At 64.3% G+C, this 17,045-nt stretch carries 16 protein-coding genes and 1 tRNA gene; 7 read left to right on the forward strand and 10 right to left on the reverse strand.

Going from position 1 to position 17,045, the window contains the following annotated elements:
• Window positions 1–15: 15 nt before the first annotated feature.
• From AC3ANW_RS06185 to AC3ANW_RS06215, 7 genes are all read right to left on the reverse strand, one after another.
• A complete protein-coding gene (locus AC3ANW_RS06185; protein WP_488344318.1) occupies window positions 16–1,326 on the reverse strand; it encodes a citrate synthase in 1,311 nt (436 codons plus the stop codon).
• A gap of 98 nt (window positions 1,327–1,424) precedes the next feature.
• The gene (locus AC3ANW_RS06190) at window positions 1,425–1,700 is read right to left on the reverse strand and encodes an FAD assembly factor SdhE (RefSeq protein WP_488344319.1); all 276 of its coding nucleotides are present in this window, start codon (window positions 1,698–1,700) and stop codon (window positions 1,425–1,427) included.
• A 7-nt stretch (window positions 1,701–1,707) separates the two neighbouring features.
• Window positions 1,708–2,412, reverse strand: a complete 705-nt coding sequence (locus tag AC3ANW_RS06195) for a succinate dehydrogenase iron-sulfur subunit (RefSeq protein WP_488344320.1) — start codon at window positions 2,410–2,412, stop codon at window positions 1,708–1,710.
• 31 nt (window positions 2,413–2,443) lie between these two features.
• A complete protein-coding gene (sdhA, locus tag AC3ANW_RS06200; protein ID WP_488344321.1) occupies window positions 2,444–4,252 on the reverse strand; it encodes a succinate dehydrogenase flavoprotein subunit in 1,809 nt (602 codons plus the stop codon).
• 4 nt (window positions 4,253–4,256) lie between these two features.
• Window positions 4,257–4,622: a succinate dehydrogenase, hydrophobic membrane anchor protein gene (gene sdhD / locus AC3ANW_RS06205; protein ID WP_488344322.1), complete on the reverse strand. Its 366-nt coding sequence runs from the start codon at window positions 4,620–4,622 to the stop codon at window positions 4,257–4,259.
• Window positions 4,623–4,667: 45 nt separating this feature from the next.
• The gene (gene sdhC, locus AC3ANW_RS06210) at window positions 4,668–5,096 is read right to left on the reverse strand and encodes a succinate dehydrogenase, cytochrome b556 subunit (RefSeq protein WP_488344323.1); all 429 of its coding nucleotides are present in this window, start codon (window positions 5,094–5,096) and stop codon (window positions 4,668–4,670) included.
• Between the two features lie 105 nt (window positions 5,097–5,201).
• Window positions 5,202–5,981 carry a GntR family transcriptional regulator gene (locus tag AC3ANW_RS06215; protein ID WP_488344324.1) on the reverse strand — a complete coding sequence of 260 codons (780 nt, stop codon included), beginning with the start codon at window positions 5,979–5,981 and terminating at the stop codon, window positions 5,202–5,204.
• Between the two features lie 244 nt (window positions 5,982–6,225).
• Between AC3ANW_RS06215 and AC3ANW_RS06220 the strand changes: the two genes are divergently transcribed.
• From AC3ANW_RS06220 to acnB, 5 genes are read left to right on the forward strand one after another with little or no spacing between them, the layout of a single operon-like run.
• Window positions 6,226–7,215, forward strand: coding sequence for a malate dehydrogenase (locus tag AC3ANW_RS06220; protein WP_488344325.1), 990 nt, complete (start codon window positions 6,226–6,228; stop codon window positions 7,213–7,215).
• Window positions 7,216–7,239: 24 nt separating this feature from the next.
• On the forward strand, window positions 7,240–8,016 hold the full coding sequence (tam, locus tag AC3ANW_RS06225; RefSeq protein WP_488344326.1) for a trans-aconitate 2-methyltransferase: 777 nt from the start codon (window positions 7,240–7,242) through the stop codon (window positions 8,014–8,016).
• Window positions 8,013–9,026 (forward strand): HpcH/HpaI aldolase/citrate lyase family protein, encoded by a 1,014-nt coding sequence (locus tag AC3ANW_RS06230; RefSeq protein WP_488344327.1) that lies wholly within the window; start codon window positions 8,013–8,015, stop codon window positions 9,024–9,026. The genes tam and AC3ANW_RS06230 overlap by 4 nt, the downstream gene beginning before the upstream one ends.
• Window positions 9,027–9,075: 49 nt before the next feature.
• Window positions 9,076–9,693, forward strand: a complete 618-nt coding sequence (locus AC3ANW_RS06235; protein ID WP_488344328.1) for a hypothetical protein — start codon at window positions 9,076–9,078, stop codon at window positions 9,691–9,693.
• 53 nt (window positions 9,694–9,746) lie between these two features.
• On the forward strand, window positions 9,747–12,335 hold the full coding sequence (gene acnB / locus AC3ANW_RS06240) for a bifunctional aconitate hydratase 2/2-methylisocitrate dehydratase (RefSeq protein WP_488344329.1): 2,589 nt from the start codon (window positions 9,747–9,749) through the stop codon (window positions 12,333–12,335).
• 42 nt (window positions 12,336–12,377) lie between these two features.
• Here the strand turns inward: acnB and hpnE are convergent, their stop codons facing one another.
• The 3 genes from hpnE to hpnC are packed head-to-tail and all read right to left on the reverse strand — an operon-like array spanning window position 12,378 to window position 15,369.
• A complete protein-coding gene (gene hpnE, locus AC3ANW_RS06245; RefSeq protein ID WP_488344330.1) occupies window positions 12,378–13,622 on the reverse strand; it encodes a hydroxysqualene dehydroxylase HpnE in 1,245 nt (414 codons plus the stop codon).
• Window positions 13,622–14,461, reverse strand: a complete 840-nt coding sequence (gene hpnD / locus AC3ANW_RS06250; RefSeq protein ID WP_488344331.1) for a presqualene diphosphate synthase HpnD — start codon at window positions 14,459–14,461, stop codon at window positions 13,622–13,624. The genes hpnE and hpnD overlap by 1 nt, the downstream gene beginning before the upstream one ends.
• Window positions 14,458–15,369: a squalene synthase HpnC gene (gene hpnC, locus AC3ANW_RS06255; protein WP_488344332.1), complete on the reverse strand. Its 912-nt coding sequence runs from the start codon at window positions 15,367–15,369 to the stop codon at window positions 14,458–14,460. The genes hpnD and hpnC overlap by 4 nt, the downstream gene beginning before the upstream one ends.
• 118 nt (window positions 15,370–15,487) lie before the next feature.
• Here hpnC and AC3ANW_RS06260 point away from each other — a divergent pair.
• Window positions 15,488–15,574, forward strand: a tRNA-Leu gene (locus AC3ANW_RS06260).
• Window positions 15,575–15,631: 57 nt separating this feature from the next.
• Window positions 15,632–16,957, forward strand: coding sequence for a trigger factor (gene tig, locus AC3ANW_RS06265; protein ID WP_488344333.1), 1,326 nt, complete (start codon window positions 15,632–15,634; stop codon window positions 16,955–16,957).
• Window positions 16,958–17,045: the final 88 nt, after the last annotated feature.

Below are 17,045 nucleotides of genomic sequence, written 5' to 3' on the forward strand. Positions count from 1 at the left end.
GGCGACGTGGGGCGATCAGCGATCGGCGATCGGCTTCACGTCACGACGCTCGGAACCGACGAACAGCTGGCGCGGACGGCCGATCTTGTACTCCGGGTCGGCGATCATTTCGTTCAGCTGTGCGATCCAGCCGACAGTGCGCGCCAGGGCGAACACGGCGGTGAACAGCGGCACGGGAATGCCGATGGCGCGCTGGACGATGCCGGAATAGAAGTCGACGTTCGGGTACAGCTTGCGCGACACGAAGTATTCGTCTTCCAGTGCGATCTTTTCCAGGGCGACGGCGATCTTCAGCAACGGGTCGTTTTCGAGTCCCAGCTCGGCCAGGACTTCCTTGCAGGTTTCCTGCATCAGCTTGGCACGTGGGTCGTAGTTCTTGTAGACACGGTGACCGAAGCCCATCAGCTTCACGCCGGAGGTCTTGTCCTTCACCTTGGCGATGAAGTCACCGATCTTGTCCACGCCGCCCATGTCCTGGATCTCCTGCAGCATGTTCAGGCAGGCTTCGTTGGCGCCGCCGTGGGCCGGACCCCACAGGCAGGCAACACCTGCCGCGATGGCGGCGAACGGGTTGGTGCCGGAAGAACCGCACAGCCGAACAGTGGAGGTCGAAGCGTTCTGTTCGTGGTCGGCGTGCAGGATGAAGATGCGGTCCAGGGCGCGTTCCAGCACCGGGCTCACCACATAGGGCTCGCACGGGGTGGCGAACATCATGTGCAGGAAGTTGCCGGCGTAGCTCAGCTCGTTCTTGGGGTACATGAAGGGCTGGCCGATGCTGTACTTGTAGGCCATGGCGACCAGCGTCGGCATCTTGGCAATCAGGCGGATCGCGGCGATTTCGCGGTGCTCCGGATTGTTGATGTCGGTGCTGTCGTGATAGAAGGCCGACAGGCCGCCGACCAGGCCGGTCATGACCGCCATCGGATGCGCGTCGCGGCGGAAGCCGCGCAGGAAGAACTGCATCTGCTCGTTGACCATCGTGTGATGGGTGACGAGGTCGTTGAATTCGGCCTTCTTCTTGGCGTCCGGCAGTTCACCGTACAGCAGCAGGTGGCAGGTTTCGAGGTAGTCGCAGTTGGTGGCCAGCTGCTCGATGGGGTAGCCGCGGTACAGCAGTTCGCCCTTGTCGCCGTCGATGTAGGTGATGCCCGACTGGCATGCCGCGGTGGACAGGAAGCCCGGGTCATAGGTGAACATGCCCGTTTGCGCGTACAGCTTGCGGATGTCGATCACGTCCGGGCCGATGTTGCCGGCGTAGACCGGCAGCTCGACGCTGGGACTGCCGTTCGCGAACGACAGAGTGGCTTTATTGTCTGCTAGCTTCATGTGCTTCCTTGGGTTAATGCCTCGTCTCCGGTGTCCCGGTTGGGGGCTGTTCTTTCATGAAAACCTCGGGGGGCCTGCGTTGCCTGCACGGCGTCTCCTCAGGCCCTCAACATCTTCAGTACATCGACCGCCTCGGGCGTGTCGGTTTCGCCGGAAGGCTGGTTGCGACCCATCAGCAGGTCCATCAGGTCGTGGTCCGACAGATCCATCAGCTGGGTCATGCCGCGCGCCTCGCGCACCGTCAGCGTCGCGGCGTGGCGTGCAAAGAAACGTTCGATGAAGAGATCGTTTTCCAACAGGCCGCGCCGGCAGCGCCAGCGCAACTTGCTGAGCGAGCGCTCGTCGACGAGCTCGTTTTCCTGCACGTTTTGCATACCTTCGTCAGACCGCGCGGCGGACCATCAGTTCCTTGATCTTGCCGATGGCCTTGGTCGGGTTGAGACCCTTCGGGCAGACGTCGACACAGTTCATGATGGTGTGGCAGCGGAACAGGCGGTACGGGTCTTCGAGGTTGTCCAGGCGCTCGCCGGTGGCCTTGTCGCGGCTGTCCGCGATGAAGCGGTAGGCCTGCAGCAGGCCGGCCGGGCCGACGAACTTGTCCGGGTTCCACCAGAAGCTGGGGCAGCTGGTCGAGCAGCTGGCGCACAGGATGCACTCGTACAGGCCGTCGAGCTCCTCGCGTTCCTCGGGGCTCTGCAGACGCTCCTTTTCAGGCGGCGTATCGGTGTTGACCAGGTACGGCTTGATGGAGTGGTACTGATTGAAGAAGTGCGTCATGTCGACAATCATGTCGCGGATGACGGGCAGGCCCGGCAGCGGCTTGATGACGATGGGGTCCTTCAGAGTCCGCAGGTTGGTCAGGCAGGCCAGACCGTTCTTGCCGTTGATGTTCATGGCGTCGGAGCCACACACACCTTCGCGGCACGAGCGGCGGAAGGCGATGGTGGGGTCGACGGCCTTGAGCTTGATCAGGGCATCCAGCAGCATGCGTTCGTTGCCTTCGAGTTCGATCTCGATGGTCTGCATGTACGGCTTGGCATCTTTGTCCGGGTCGTAGCGGTAGATCTTGAATGTGCGCTTTTGCATGATGTTCCTTCGCGGGGTGGCCGGACTGTTTTTAGAAGGTCCGGACCTTGGGCGGCACGGTGGCGACGGTCAGCGGCTTCATGCGGACCGGCTTGTAGGCCAGGCTGTTGGTGGCGCTGTACCAGAGGGTGTGTTTCATCCACTCCTTGTCATTGCGGCCCAGCGGGAATTCGGCGTCGTCGGCAGGGCGTTCGTAGTCGTCCACGGTGTGGGCACCACGGCATTCCTTGCGGGCTGCGGCCGAGACCATGGTGGCCTGCGCCACCTCGATCAGGTTGTCGACCTCGAGTGCTTCGATACGGGCGGTGTTGAACACCCGCGACTTGTCCTTCAGCGTGATGCCGGCGACACGTTGGCGGATTGCGGCGATCTGTTTCACGCCTTCGTCCATCACGGCCTGCTGGCGGAACACGGCGGCGTGTGTCTGCATGGTCGCGCGGATGTCTGCCGCCACGTCCTGGGCATATTCGCCGGACTGAGAGTCCTCGAGTTCGTTCAGGCGCTTCAGGGTGCGTTCGGCGGCGTTGGCCGGCAGTTCCTTGTGTTCCTTCAGCTTGTCGTTGTATTGGACGATGTGGTTGCCGGCAGCACGGCCGAACACCAGCAGGTCGAGCAGCGAGTTGGTGCCCAGGCGGTTGGCGCCGTGCACCGACACACAGGAACATTCGCCGACCGCGTACAGGCCCTTCACGACCACCGACTCGTTGGCTTCGTTCTGGGTGACGACCTGGCCGTTGATGTTGGTGGGGATGCCGCCCATTTGGTAATGGATGGTCGGCACGACCGGAATGGGTTCACGCGTGATGTCGACGTTGGCGAAGTTGTGGCCGATCTCTTCGACCGACGGCAGGCGCTTGCGGATGGTGTCCGCGCCCAGGTGGTCGAGCTTCAGCAGGATGTGGTCCTTGTTGGGTCCGCAGCCACGGCCTTCCTTGATTTCCTGGTCCATGCAGCGGGACACGAAGTCGCGCGGTGCCAGATCCTTCAGGGTGGGCGCATAACGTTCCATGAAACGTTCGCCGTTGGCGTTGAGCAGGATCGCGCCTTCGCCGCGGCAGCCTTCGGTCAGCAGCACGCCGGCACCGAACACGCCCGTCGGGTGGAACTGCCAGAACTCCATGTCCTGCAGCGGGATGCCGGCACGAGCCGCCATGCCCAGGCCGTCGCCGGTGTTGATGAAGGCATTGGTCGACGCCTGGAAGATGCGGCCCGCGCCGCCGGTGGCCAGCAGCACGGTCTTGGCCTGCAGGATGTGCAGGTCGCCGGTTTCCATCTCGAGCGCGGTGACGCCGACGACATCGCCTTCGTCGTCGCGGATCAGGTCGAGGGCCATCCATTCGACGAAGAACTGGGTGCGCGATTCGACGTTCTTCTGGTACAGCGTGTGCAGCATGGCGTGGCCGGTGCGGTCGGCTGCGGCGCAGGCGCGTTGAACCGGCTTTTCGCCGTAGTTGGCGGTGTGGCCGCCGAACGGACGCTGGTAGATGGTGCCGTCCGGGTTGCGGTCGAAAGGCATGCCGAAGTGTTCGAGTTCGTACACGACCTTCGGTGCTTCACGGCACATGAACTCGATGGCATCCTGGTCGCCCAGCCAGTCCGAGCCCTTGATGGTGTCGTAGAAGTGGTAGTGCCAGTTGTCTTCGCTCATGTTGCCGAGCGAGGCGCCGACGCCGCCCTGCGCCGCAACGGTGTGCGAGCGGGTGGGGAAGACCTTCGACAGGACGGCGACGTTCAGGCCGGCGCGGGCCAGCTGCAACGAGGCACGCATGCCCGAACCGCCGGCGCCGATGATGACGACGTCGAATTTGCGTTTGGTGATGTCAGACGTGGAATAAGTCATTTTTTTAGAGCCTCCACAGCACTTGCACGGTGTAGCCGACACAGCCGACCAACCAGAAGATGGAGACGATTTGCAGGATCAGGCGGACGACCACCGGCTGGACGTAATCCATCCAGATGTCGCGCATGCCGACCCAGGCGTGATAGCCCAGGGCGACGATGGTGACGAGCGTGAGGACCTTCATCCATTGCGCGGAGAAGATGCCCGACCAGGTGTCGTAACCGATGGGCCCATGCGAGAAGATGACTTGCGCCAGCAGCACGATGGTGAAGACTGCCATGAGCAGCGCGGTGCCACGCTGGGCGATCCAGTCGCGCAGGCCGTAGTGAGCGCCGACGACGACGCGTTTGGAACCGTAATTGACGGACATGCTGTGTGTGCTCCGGTCTTTTTTCTATCGTGGGGGATCAGGGGATCAGTAGAGGCCGAACAGCTTGGCTGCCAGGATGACGGTGAGCGTGATGCTCAGGACCAGTACGCCACGGGCGGTGTTGGCTCCGACCTTCTTTTCGACGGCATGGTGGTTCACGTCCATCCACAGGTGACGCAGGCCGGCGATGAAGTGGTGCAGGTAGGCCCAGATCAGGGCCAGGCAGAACAGCTTCAGGACGACGCCGCCGACTCCCACATTGAAGATGCTGTTGAAACGGGCGAACGAGATTTCGGATGTGACCGTCATGTCGAACATCCAGATCACCAGCGGCAGCAGGAAGGCCATCATCAGGCCGCTGATGCGGTGCAGGATCGAGACGATGCCGGCTGCTGGTAATCGATAGGACGGAAGGTCCGTGAAAGCGTTGATATTGCGGAACTCGGGCCGCTTTTTCTTGACGGAGGCTGTCATGGGGATTTTTTGCTTTCTGGATGTAACTATCGGCTGATCGGGTTGCAAACCCCAAAATTCTATTGCAGGTGGCTCGCCGGTGCGGGTCAAACCTGATGGGCGTGCTCAGTTCAACTGGTTGTGGTAGTGGTGGGAGTCGGTGCGGTAGAACCCGCGGCGTAGTTCCATCGGCGCGTCGTTGTAGGTATAGGACAGGCGTTCCACGCTCAGCAGCGGGTCGCCTGCGGATACGGCCAGCAGTGCGGCCTGTTCGGGTGTGGCGGCCACCGCACGCAGTTTTTCTTCTGCCCGCACCATGCGTACGCCGAATTCCAGTTCGAACATCGCGTACGTCGGGCCCTTGTAGCCGAGCATCTGTTCGGCGGTGAGTCCCTTGAAAGTCTGGCCGGGCAGCCAGATGTCTTCGAGGATTCGGGGTACGTCGGCGAACACCAATGCGCGACGCACCAGCAACACCGCCTCGCCGCTTCGCAGATTGAGCGCACGGGCCACATCGGCGGATGCCCGGGTGCGTTTGCATTCCATCACCCGGCGTTCGGAGGTCTCGTATTCGCCGCCGTCGTTGCGCAGTTTGAGGAAGCGGTATTGAACGTGGCGTTCGGAGTGGGTCGCGACGAAGGTGCCCTTGCCCTGGCGGCGGATCAGCAGGTTGTCGCCCGCCAGTTCGTCGATGGCCTTGCGCACCGTGCCCTGGCTGACCCTGAAACGCAGGGCCAGGTCGGTTTCGCTGGGGATCGCCTCGCCCGGTTTCCAGTCGCCGGCTTCCAGGCGCTGCAGGATCAAGGTCTTGATCTGCTGGTACAGCGGACTGAAGGCGGGGGCCGCCCCGTCGTCTACCGCAGGGTCGGCGGTGACGGGATCGGCAGCTGACGGGGCGGGGGGCATCGTGGTGCGGCCTGTTGGTGGGTACTTCCGAAAACGCGGCCGATCATATCTTATATAAGACATAAGACAAGTTGACCAGGCCGAAAAATCAGCAGTACACTCCCGCGCTGTCCGCCCAGCCAGGACTGAATTCCAGAATTCCTGTTTCGAATTCAGCCGAGTCCAGGCGATGCCGGCACTCGAAAAAGAATTGCGGCATGCGGCGGGCGAACATTCCTCATTACCCATCCCTGGAGTCCTTCCCATGAGCAAGAAGCCCGTCCGCGTCGCCGTTACCGGCGCCGCCGGCCAAATCGGTTACGCCCTGCTGTTCCGCATCGCCTCGGGCGAAATGCTGGGCAAGGACCAGCCCGTCATCCTGCAGTTGCTCGAAGTGCCGGTCGAAGGCCCGCAAAAAGCCCTGAAGGGCGTGATGATGGAACTGGACGACTGCGCGTTCCCGCTGCTGGTCGAAATGACCGCGCACAGCGACCCGATGACTGCCTTCAAGGACGCCGACTACGCACTGCTGGTCGGTTCGCGCCCCCGCGGTCCGGGCATGGAACGTGCCGAACTGCTGGCCGTCAACGGCGCCATCTTCACCGCGCAAGGCGCTGCACTGAACGCCGTCGCCAGCCGCGACGTCAAGGTTCTGGTGGTCGGCAACCCCGCCAACACCAACGCCTACATTGCCATGAAAAGCGCGCCGGACCTGCCGCGTGAAAACTTCACCGCCATGCTGCGCCTGGACCACAACCGTGCCGCCAGCCAGATCGCCGCCAAGACCGGCAAGGCCGTCGCCGACATCGAGAAGCTGACCGTCTGGGGCAACCATTCGCCGACGATGTACGCCGACTACCGCTTCGCCACCATCAACGGTGAAAGCGTCGCCAAGACCATCAACGACCAGGAATGGAACGCCAACACCTTCCTGCCGACCGTCGGCAAGCGTGGCGCTGCGATCATCGAAGCGCGTGGCTCGTCGTCGGCTGCCTCGGCCGCCAACGCCGCCATCGATCACATGCGTGACTGGGCCCTGGGCTCGCAAGGCAAGTGGGTCACCATGGGCGTGCCTTCCAACGGCGAATACGGCATTCCGAAGGATGTGGTGTTCGGCTTCCCGGTCACCACCGAAGGCGGCAAGTACAAGATCGTCGAAGGCCTCGAGATCGACGCCTTCAGCCAGGAACGCATCAACAAGACCCTGGAAGAGCTGCAGGGCGAGCAAGCCGGCGTGGCTCACCTGGTCAAGTAAATCCGACCGATCGAAAGCACGAGCATGGCCGACTGGAACCCCAGCCTCTACAGCCGTTTCGAGGACGAGCGCACACGCCCGTCCCGGGAACTGCTGGCGCGGGTTCCGTTGGCCACCCCTGCCCGTGCGATCGACCTGGGCTGCGGCCCCGGCAACTCCACCGAGTTGCTGGTGGCGCGGTTCCCTGGTGCCGAAGTCGTGGGCACCGACAACTCGAAGCCCATGCTCGATAGTGCTGCCAAGCGCCTGCCGAACGTGCGTTTCGACTTGTCCGATATTGCAGCCTGGACGCCTGAAAAAGCGCCAGATCTGATCTACGCCAACGCATCCCTGCAATGGGTGCCCGGCCATGAAACCCTGGTTCCCCGCCTGTTCGCCAGCCTCGCCCCCGGCGGCGTGCTGGCGGTGCAGATGCCCGACAACCGACAGGAAGCCACGCACCGTTCGATGCGTGAGGTGGGTGCCATGTCGCCCTGGGCCGAGCAGATCGGCGATCTCGAAAAATTGCGCACTGCGATCTTGCCGCTGACGCATTACTACGACCTGCTGGCGCCCACCGCGGACCAGGTGGATGTGTGGCATACGGTGTACCAGCATCCGATGGAGTCGCCGCAGGCCATCGTCGACTGGGTGAGCGGCACCGGCCTGAAGCCCTTCGTGGAGCGTCTCGACCCCGAGAGCAAGGCGAGCTACCTGGCCGAATACCTTCGCCGCATCACCGCGGCCTACCCGGTGCGCGCAGACGGCAAGCTGTTGCTGGCGTTCCCTCGGATGTTCATCGTGGCGCAACGCAAGGCATGAGCGACCTGGGCGTCCGACACCTCCAGCACCCCCGCCAAGCCCTGCTGGGTGCGCAGGCCGGCGCCGTGGTGTTGCCGGTGTGCGACCACTACAGCGGCGTCGAGGTGCGCATGCGCAAGAGCCTGCAACTGCAGGCCGAGATGACCGAGGAATTCGGCACCTGTGTCTTCGACGTCACGCTCGATTGCGAGGACGGCGCCGCCAGCGGTGCCGAGGCCGAACACGCTGCGCTGGTCACCGAACTGGCTCTGGCCGCGGCGCCCGCCGCCCGGGTGGCGGTTCGGGTGCATGCGGTCGACCATGCTGCATTCGAAGCCGACGTCGCAGCCATCGTCGGAAAGGCCGGCCACCGCCTGTGCCATGTGATGGTGCCCAAGGTCGAGACCGTAGCCGATGTCGAGCGCGCCGTGCGTGTGCTCGACGCCGCAGGTGCTACGGAACTCCCGCTGCAGGTCCTCATCGAATCGCCCGGCGCGGTGCATCGCGCCTTCGATATCGCGTCGCATCCCCGGGTGCAGTCGCTGTCGTTCGGACTGATGGATTTCGTATCGGCCCACGCCGGTGCCATCCCGGCAGCCGGCATGGGCGTGGCCGGCCAGTTCAGCCATCCGCTGGTGGTGCGGGCAAAGCTGGCCGTCGCCTCGGCGGCGCATGCTTCCGGCAAGGTCCCGTCGCACTGTGTCGTCACCGAATTTTCCGACCGCGAAGCGATTACCCAGGCAGCCCGCCGGGCGGCCCGCGAGTTCGGCTATACCCGCATGTGGAGCATCCACCCGGCGCAGATCCGCCCGGTGCTGGAAGCCTTCGCACCCGATCCGTCCGAGGTCGATACCGCCGCCAGCATCGTCGCCGCCGCTCAGGCCGCCGACTGGGCGCCGATCGCCTTCGCCGGACACCTTCACGACCGCGCCAGCTACCGCCACTATTGGCAAGTGCTCGAGCGCGCGCACCGTACCGGCCGACCGTTGCCGCCACAGGCGCGCGCCTGGTTCAAACCCGGCGCCACCTGAATCCCGTTTCAGCCGCTCCCAGCGCAACATCCGAACACCAGGTCACCCCATGAAAAAGCTGCTTCTCGCCACACTGATTGCCTGCGCCATCCCGATGGCCGCCATGGCCCAGGAACCCGTCAAGGCCAAGACGGCCGCGGCCGCCAAACCGGCCGCCAAGGCCGCTGCCAAACCCGCCGGCAAGTCGACCACCGCACGCGCCACCGAACACCGCAAGACGCCGGCCAAGATCACCCGCTCTGCCGCCAAGGCCGTCGAGGAAGTCACGCCGATCGACCCCGACACCGACGTCACCCTGTCGCCGGAGGACCTGGAAATCGCCGGCCGTGTGTACACCGGCGCTATCCGCTGCGAACTGGGCGCCAACGTGCAGGTCACTGCCGACGAAAAACGCCCCGGCTTCTTCAACGTGCAGATCCAGCGCATCCGCTACCGCATGCATCCCGTGGCCAGCCGCACAGGCGCCATCCGTCTGGAAGATCCGCGCGCCGGCGCGCTCTGGCTGCAACTCGGCAACAAGTCGATGCTGATGAACCAGAAGCTGGGCGAGCGCCTGGCCGACGAATGCCAGAGCCCGCAGCAGACCGCCATGGCCGAAGAAATCAAGAAGAACCCGCCGAAGAGCCTGTTCGAAGCGGCCGACCCGGTGCTCAAGAACACGCCCTGAGCCTCTTACCCATCCCACCCCGAATTCCCCACGATCCCAGACGGAGAACGATGATGTTGCAAGCCTACGTTGAACATGTCGCCGAGCGCGCAGCCCTCGGCATCCCGCCACTGCCACTGACGGCCAAACAGACAGCCGAGCTGATCGAGCTGCTGAAGAACCCGCCCGCAGGCTCGGCCGAGTTCCTGCTGAACCTCATCACCCACCGTGTCCCGGCCGGCGTCGACGACGCGGCCAAGGTCAAGGCCAGCTACCTGGCCGCCGTCGCCCTGGGCACCGAGAAGAACGAACTCATCAGCCGCGCCAAGGCCACGGAACTCTTGGGCACCATGCTCGGCGGCTACAACATCAGCCCGCTGATCCAGCTGCTGGATGACTCCGAAGTCGGCGGCGTGGCCGCAGAAGCCCTGAAGAAGACGCTGCTGATGTTCGACCAGTTCCACGATGTGAACGAAAAGGCGCATGCAGGCAATGCCAACGCCAAGGCCGTGATCCAGAGCTGGGCCGACGCCGAGTGGTTCACCAGCCGTCCCGAAGTGCCGGAAAGCATCAAGCTGTCGGTCTTCAAGGTCACCGGCGAAACAAATACCGACGACCTTTCGCCCGCCCCGGACGCCTGGAGCCGCCCGGACATTCCGCTGCATGCCCTGGCCATGCTGAAGAACAAGCGCGACGGCATCACCCCCGAAGAAGACGGCAAGCGCGGCCCCATCAAGTTCATCGAAGAGCTGCGAGCCCAGGGCAACCTGGTGGCCTATGTCGGCGACGTCGTCGGCACCGGTTCGAGCCGCAAGTCGGCCACCAACAGCGTGCTGTGGTTCACCGGCGAAGACATCCCGTTCGTGCCGAACAAGCGTTTCGGCGGCGTCTGCCTGGGCGCCAAGATCGCTCCCATCTTCTACAACACCATGGAAGATGCCGGCGCACTGCCGATCGAACTGGACGTGAGCCAGATGAACATGGGCGACACCGTCGAGCTGCGCCCCTACGAAGGCAAGGCCCTGAAAGACGGCCAGGTCATCGCCGAATTCACCGTCAAGAGCGATGTGCTGTTCGACGAAGTCCGCGCCGGCGGCCGCATTCCGCTGATCGTCGGCCGCGGCCTGACCGCCAAGGCCCGTGAAGCCCTGGGCCTGCCCGCATCCACGCTGTTCCGTCTGCCGGTCGAGCCCGGCGACACCGGCAAGGGCTATACCCTGGCGCAGAAGATGGTAGGCCGTGCCTGCGGCGCGCCTGAAGGCAAGGGCATCCGCCCGGGCACTTACTGCGAACCCCGCATGACCTCGGTCGGCTCGCAGGACACCACCGGCCCGATGACCCGCGACGAACTGAAGGACCTGGCCTGCCTGGGCTTCTCGGCCGACCTGGTGATGCAGTCGTTCTGCCACACCGCGGCCTACCCGAAGCCGGTCGACGTCAAGACCCACCACGAACTGCCTGAGTTCATCAGCACCCGCGGCGGAATTTCGCTGAAGCCGGGCGACGGCGTGATCCACAGCTGGCTCAACCGTTTCCTGCTGCCCGACACCGTCGGCACCGGCGGCGACAGCCACACCCGTTTCCCGATCGGCATCTCGTTCCCGGCCGGTTCCGGCCTGGTGGCTTTCGCGGCCGCCACCGGTGTCATGCCGCTGGACATGCCCGAGTCGGTGCTGGTGCGTTTCAAGGGCGAGAAGATGATGCCCGGCGTCACCCTGCGTGACCTGGTCAACGCCATTCCGCTGTACGCGATCAAGGCCGGCCTGCTGACCGTCGACAAGAAGGGCAAGAAGAACATCTTCTCCGGCCGCATTCTCGAAATCGAGGGCCTGCCGAACCTGAAGGTCGAGCAAGCCTTCGAGCTGTCCGACGCGTCGGCCGAACGTTCGGCTGCCGGCTGCACCGTCAAGCTCAACAAGGAACCGATGATCGAGTACATCAACAGCAACATCACCCTGATGCGCTGGATGATCTCGGAAGGTTATGCCGACGCCCGTACCCTGGGTCGCCGCATCGCCGCACAGGAAGCCTGGCTGAAGAACCCGCAGCTGCTCGAAGGCGACGCCGACGCCGAATACGCAGCCGTCATCGAGATCGACCTGAACGACATCCACGAACCCATCGTGGCCTGCCCGAACGATCCGGACGACGTCAAGACCTTGTCGGAAGTGTCCGGCGCCAAGATCGACGAAGTGTTCATCGGTTCGTGCATGACCAACATCGGCCACTTCCGCGCAGCCTCCAAGCTGCTCGAAGGTAAACGCGACATGCCGGTCAAGCTGTGGATCGCACCGCCGACCAAGATGGATGCCGCGCAACTGACCGAAGAAGGCCACTACGGTGTCTTCGGTTCGGCCGGTGCGCGCACCGAAATGCCGGGCTGCTCGCTGTGCATGGGCAACCAGGCGCAGGTGCGAGAGGGCGCGACCGTGATGTCGACTTCCACCCGCAACTTCCCGAACCGCCTGGGCAAGAACACCTTCGTCTACCTGGGTTCGGCCGAGCTGGCCGCCATCTGCTCGCGCCTGGGTCGCATCCCGACCAAGGCCGAATACATGGACGGCGTCGGTGTGCTGGATGCCAGCAGCGACAAGATCTACCAGTACCTGAACTTCGACAAGATCGAGTCATTCACCGAGGCGGCAGCCAAGGTTCCTGCCTGAGTCTTCCGGGCTCCCTGAAAAAACGCGCTTCGGCGCGTTTTTTTATGCCTGCCTCGCAGCTGCCAGTCCGCTGCGTACCGCACCCTCCAGTGTGGCCGGGTAGGGGCCTTCGATGTAGTCGCCGCAGGCCAACAGCCCTGGTGCGATCTGTCCGGCGGGGCGCCGCAGACCGGGCGTGCAGGCGAACGTCGCACGTTTGTCGATGAAGGTGGCAAAAGGGCGCACTTCCATTCCCAGTTGCTGGCGGGCCTGTTTCCGGACGCTCGCTTCCAGGGTTTCACGTTCGTCCCGCGATGCGCTGACCACAAAAGCCAGTATCCCTGCCGGGCCGCCCAGGCGTCCCCGGTCGAACACGAATTGCGCCGGCGCGTCGGGTGTGCAGCGCAATGCCAGCATGGCTTGCGCCAGGCCCTGGGCGGCTTCGGCGTAGACGGTGGCGATGGCTTCGAAGCGCAATTCGCGGCAGGCAGCAGGCCAGTCGATGTTGCGGGGTGCAGCCATCGTGGCGAGCCGGGCGGCCTCGCCGGGCGGACAGGCCAGGACGATGCGGTCGAAAGACTGGCCGTCGACCTTCCAGCCCGCGCCTTCAGCCTCCAGCGCCATGGCGCGGTGCGCGAACTGCATGGTGACGCCGCGGGCCTTCAGCCATGCAGTCGCGGGAGCGGGAAGAAGGGCGTCGAGATCGGAGCGCGGCAGCAGCAGGTCGCTGCCGCCGGTAGTGCCCAGCAAGGCGTCACGCAGCACCCGCAGGAACACTTCGGCACTCGCTGCTTCGATGGGTGTGTTCAGCGCCGACACGCACAACGGCTCGACGAGTTCTTCTATCACCCGGGCCGGTAGTCCGCGGCAGAGTACGGCCACCGTCAGGCCAGGGTTGCAGCGGAATCCGCGCAGACGCCAGCCGATGGCGATACGAAGCAGGGCGCTTTTGTCGGCCCACGACCAGCCCCCCGCACCCACGATGCCCCGCAAGAGGGCCGGCAGCGCCCGGCCAGGTTTCAACGACAGTCCTCCGCCGTCCGCGAACCGCAACGAGAGCGGCTGGCGTTGCAGCAGCGTGTCGGGGTCGGCACCCACCTTGCGCATCAGCGCGAGCGTCTCGACATAGGCGCCGATGAGGATGTGCTGGCCGTTGTCGAGCAGGGGCTCGCTTCCGGCCACGCTGCGGGCGCGGCCGCCGGGGCCGCGGGCCGACTCGAAAACCGTGACCGAATCACCACGCGAAACCGCCTCCACCGCGCAGGCCAGGCCGGCCCAGCCAGCGCCGACCACCCCCAGCCGGCGCATCAGACGATACCCAGCGCCTGCACCTTCCAGGCCAGCCAGAACTTGCGCAGCGGTGTCAGGCTGACGCGCTGGTTCAGCACCTGGAATTTGTCGTGTTCGATTTCATCGAGCAGCGTGCGGTAGATGCTCGCCATCATCAGCCCGGGTTTCTGGGTCTGTTTGTCGGCGGCTGGCAGCATGGCCAGCGCTTCGGCATACAGACCGCGCGCCCGCTCTGCCTGGAAGCGCATCAGGGCGACGAAACGGTCGGAATACGTGCGGCTGATGATCTCGTGGGCCTTCACGTCGAACTGCTGCAATTCGTTCACCGGCAGGTAGATGCGGCCCCGCATGGCGTCTTCCCCGACGTCGCGGATGATGTTGGTCAGCTGGAACGCCAGTCCCAGCTGGTGGGCGTAGGCGGTGGTCTGTTCGGTGGTCTGCCCGAAGATGCGCGCAGCGACTTCACCCACCACGCCCGCCACCAGGTGGCAGTAGCGCTGCAGGGCGGGGAAGTCCAGGTAACGCGTCTGTTCCAGGTCCATCCGGCAACCCTGGATCACCGCCTGTAGCTGGCGCTCTTCCAGGCCGTAGACCGGTATGTGGGGCATCAGGGCCTTCATCACCGGGTGGCTCGGCCTTCCGGCGAAGGCACTGGACACTTCGCCCTGCCACCAGGCGAGTTTGGTGGCCGCAACCTGTGGATCGACCATGTCGTCGACGACATCGTCCACCTCGCGGCAGTAGGCGTAGAAAGCGGTGATCGCGGCCCTGCGCTCGCGCGGCAGGAACAAAAAAGCGTAATAGAAGCTGCTGCCCGAGGCGGCTGCTTTTTGCTGGACGTAGTCTTCTGGATTCATGTGTCGGCGCGGATTGTCCCATTGGCCGGGGCTCGCATGCGCAACGCCCGCCAGAGCATCGTCAAAACATCGGACTTGCCGAGCCTGGGTCGGTTTGCCAGCGTGGCGTGATCGAGCATGGCGATGCGGTCGAGGATGCGTAGCCCTCCCTGCACCACCAGGCGCAGTTCCCAGCCGGTGCGGCCCGGGACACGCAAGGCCAGCGGTGCGCCTTGCAGCAGCAGGCGGCGTGCCCAGTCGGTGGCATCGGCCACCAGCGCGCGGGTGGCCGGGGTATCGCGGCCCTCCTGGAGCGTCCGGCGGTGCAGGCCGAAACGCAGCAGGTCGGCGTCGCAGACGTAATGCCGTTCGCGGGGCAGATCCACCGAGAGGTCCTGCCAGAAATTCGCGAGTTGGAGGCCGGTGCAGACGGCGTCGCTCTGTGCGAGCGATGTGGCATCGTCGATGCCGTACAGGTGCAGCAACAGGCGGCCGACCGGGTTGGCCGAGCGGCGGCAGTAGCCCAGCAGGGCGCCCCGGTCGGCGTAGCAGGTGCCATCGCGGGTCATTTGGACGTCCTGCACGAATGCGTCCAGCAGGTCGTCCAGCAACTGGACCGGAAGTTTCCATTGGCGGATCTGGCCTGCCAGCGGCGTGAAGACTTCCGGCCAACGCCCGGTGCCCGGCTGCGTATCCGCTGCCGCCCGCAGGTCGGCCCGAAAATCTGCAAGGTCACGCAGTCGGCGGGCCGCCGGTGCGTCGCCTTCGTCGGCGATGTCATCCGCGGTCCGGGCAAAGGCATAGATGGCGGCGATGGGCGGGCGCAAGCGAGGGGGGCACAACCACGAGGCCACGGGGAAGTTTTCGTAGTGGTCGGAAGCCGCCGCAGAGGTGTTTGTGGAGGGCGTGGAATGAGTCACGCGGCGCATTGTCCACGTGACGCATCTGCCGTGCGCAAAACAGGGGTCGCGGGCAGGTTAAAATCCTCGGTTGACCAATTTGCCGCGGTGATTCGCTCCTGGCGAGCCACCGACAAGATTTCCGGTCGCGCGGGTGGCGAAATTGGTAGACGCACCAGGTTTAGGTCCTGACGCCAGCAATGGTGTGGGGGTTCGAGTCCCCCCCCGCGCACCACTCCGATTAGCCAAGACGCTAAGTTAAAAAACGCCTAGCAACGAAAAGAGAGCTCCCATGGCCGTGAACGTTGAAACCCTCGAAAAGCTCGAACGCAAGATCACGCTGACCCTGCCCGTTTCGGTCATTCAGTCCGAAGTCGATGTGCGCCTGAAGCGCCTGGCCCGCACCGTCAAGATGGACGGTTTCCGTCCCGGCAAGGTGCCGATGAGCGTGGTGCAGCAGCGCTATGGCTACTCGGTACAGTACGACGTGATGAACGACAAGGTCGGTCAGGCCTTCTCGGTCGCCGCCAACGAAGCCAACCTGCGGATCGCCGGCCAGCCCACCATCACCGAAAAAGACGGCGCTCCTGAAGGCGAACTGGCCTTCGACGCGGTCTTCGAGGTGTACCCGGAAGTGAAGATCGGCGACATCGCCGAAGCGCAGGTCGAGAAGCTGACCGCCGATGTCGACGACGCAGCCATCGACCGCACCCTGGACATCCTGCGCAAGCAGCGCCAGACCTTCTCGCAGCGCCCGGCCGACCAGGCGGCCGTCGACGGCGATCGTGTCACCGTGGACTTCGAAGGCAAGATCGACGGCGAGACCTTCTCCGGCGGCAAGGCCGAAGACTTCCAGTACTCGGTCGGCGAAGGCCAGATGCTGAAGGAATTCGAAGAAGCCGTGCGCGGCATGAAGATCGGCGAAAGCAAGACCTTCCCGCTTGATTTCCCCGCTGACTACCACGGCAAGGACGTGGCCGGCAAACAGGCCGACTTCATGGTCACCGTGAAGAAGATCGAGCAAGCCAACCTGCCCGAAGTCAACGAGATGTTCGCCAAGTCGCTCGGCATTGCCGACGCCACCGTCGAAGGCCTGCGCGCCGACATCCGCAAGAACCTCGAGCGCGAAGTCAAGTTCCGCGTGCTGGCCCGCAACAAGCAGGCCGCGATGGATGCGCTGGTTTCCAAGGCCGAACTCGACCTGCCGCGCGCTGCCGTGCAGGCCGAACTCGACCGTATGGTCGCCGACGCCCGCACCGAGCTGAAGAACCGCGGCATGAAGGACGCCGACAAGGCCCCGATCCCCGACGACATGTTCCGTCCGCAAGCCGAGCGCCGCGTGCGTGTCGGCCTGACCGTGGCCGAACTCGTTCGCGCCAACGGCCTGGAAGCCAAGCCCGAGCAGATCAAGTCGCAGATCGATGAACTGGCTTCCAGCTACGAAAAACCGGCCGATGTGGTTCGCTGGTACCAGAGCGATCGTCAACGCCTCGGCGAAGTCGAAGCCATGGTCATCGAGAATAACGTGACCGATTTTGTGCTGTCCAAGGCACAAGTCACCGAGAAGGCCGTCACCTTCGAAGAGCTGATGGCCCAGCAAGGTCAGCAGCAAGGCTGAAAAAAGGGCCGGGTCTTTTGAAGGCCCGCCGCATGTGGGGCTTGTGCTTCGCGGCGCAGGCCCCATTTCTTTTTTCGATACAGTCAGT

The organism is Xylophilus sp. PBN-3R (assembly GCF_057747805.1).

Coding starts and splice junctions, on each gene's coding strand:
- AC3ANW_RS06185 (WP_488344318.1), bottom strand. CDS start 1,326: ATGAAGCTAGCAGACAATAAAGCCACTCTGTCGTTCGCGAACGGCAGT.
- AC3ANW_RS06190 (WP_488344319.1), bottom strand. CDS start 1,700: ATGCAAAACGTGCAGGAAAACGAGCTCGTCGACGAGCGCTCGCTCAGC.
- AC3ANW_RS06195 (WP_488344320.1), bottom strand. CDS start 2,412: ATGCAAAAGCGCACATTCAAGATCTACCGCTACGACCCGGACAAAGAT.
- sdhA (WP_488344321.1), bottom strand. CDS start 4,252: ATGACTTATTCCACGTCTGACATCACCAAACGCAAATTCGACGTCGTC.
- sdhD (WP_488344322.1), bottom strand. CDS start 4,622: ATGTCCGTCAATTACGGTTCCAAACGCGTCGTCGTCGGCGCTCACTAC.
- sdhC (WP_488344323.1), bottom strand. CDS start 5,096: ATGACAGCCTCCGTCAAGAAAAAGCGGCCCGAGTTCCGCAATATCAAC.
- AC3ANW_RS06215 (WP_488344324.1), bottom strand. CDS start 5,981: ATGCCCCCCGCCCCGTCAGCTGCCGATCCCGTCACCGCCGACCCTGCG.
- AC3ANW_RS06220 (WP_488344325.1), top strand. CDS start 6,226: ATGAGCAAGAAGCCCGTCCGCGTCGCCGTTACCGGCGCCGCCGGCCAA.
- tam (WP_488344326.1), top strand. CDS start 7,240: ATGGCCGACTGGAACCCCAGCCTCTACAGCCGTTTCGAGGACGAGCGC.
- AC3ANW_RS06230 (WP_488344327.1), top strand. CDS start 8,013: ATGAGCGACCTGGGCGTCCGACACCTCCAGCACCCCCGCCAAGCCCTG.
- AC3ANW_RS06235 (WP_488344328.1), top strand. CDS start 9,076: ATGAAAAAGCTGCTTCTCGCCACACTGATTGCCTGCGCCATCCCGATG.
- acnB (WP_488344329.1), top strand. CDS start 9,747: ATGTTGCAAGCCTACGTTGAACATGTCGCCGAGCGCGCAGCCCTCGGC.
- hpnE (WP_488344330.1), bottom strand. CDS start 13,622: ATGCGCCGGCTGGGGGTGGTCGGCGCTGGCTGGGCCGGCCTGGCCTGC.
- hpnD (WP_488344331.1), bottom strand. CDS start 14,461: ATGAATCCAGAAGACTACGTCCAGCAAAAAGCAGCCGCCTCGGGCAGC.
- hpnC (WP_488344332.1), bottom strand. CDS start 15,369: ATGCGCCGCGTGACTCATTCCACGCCCTCCACAAACACCTCTGCGGCG.
- tig (WP_488344333.1), top strand. CDS start 15,632: ATGGCCGTGAACGTTGAAACCCTCGAAAAGCTCGAACGCAAGATCACG.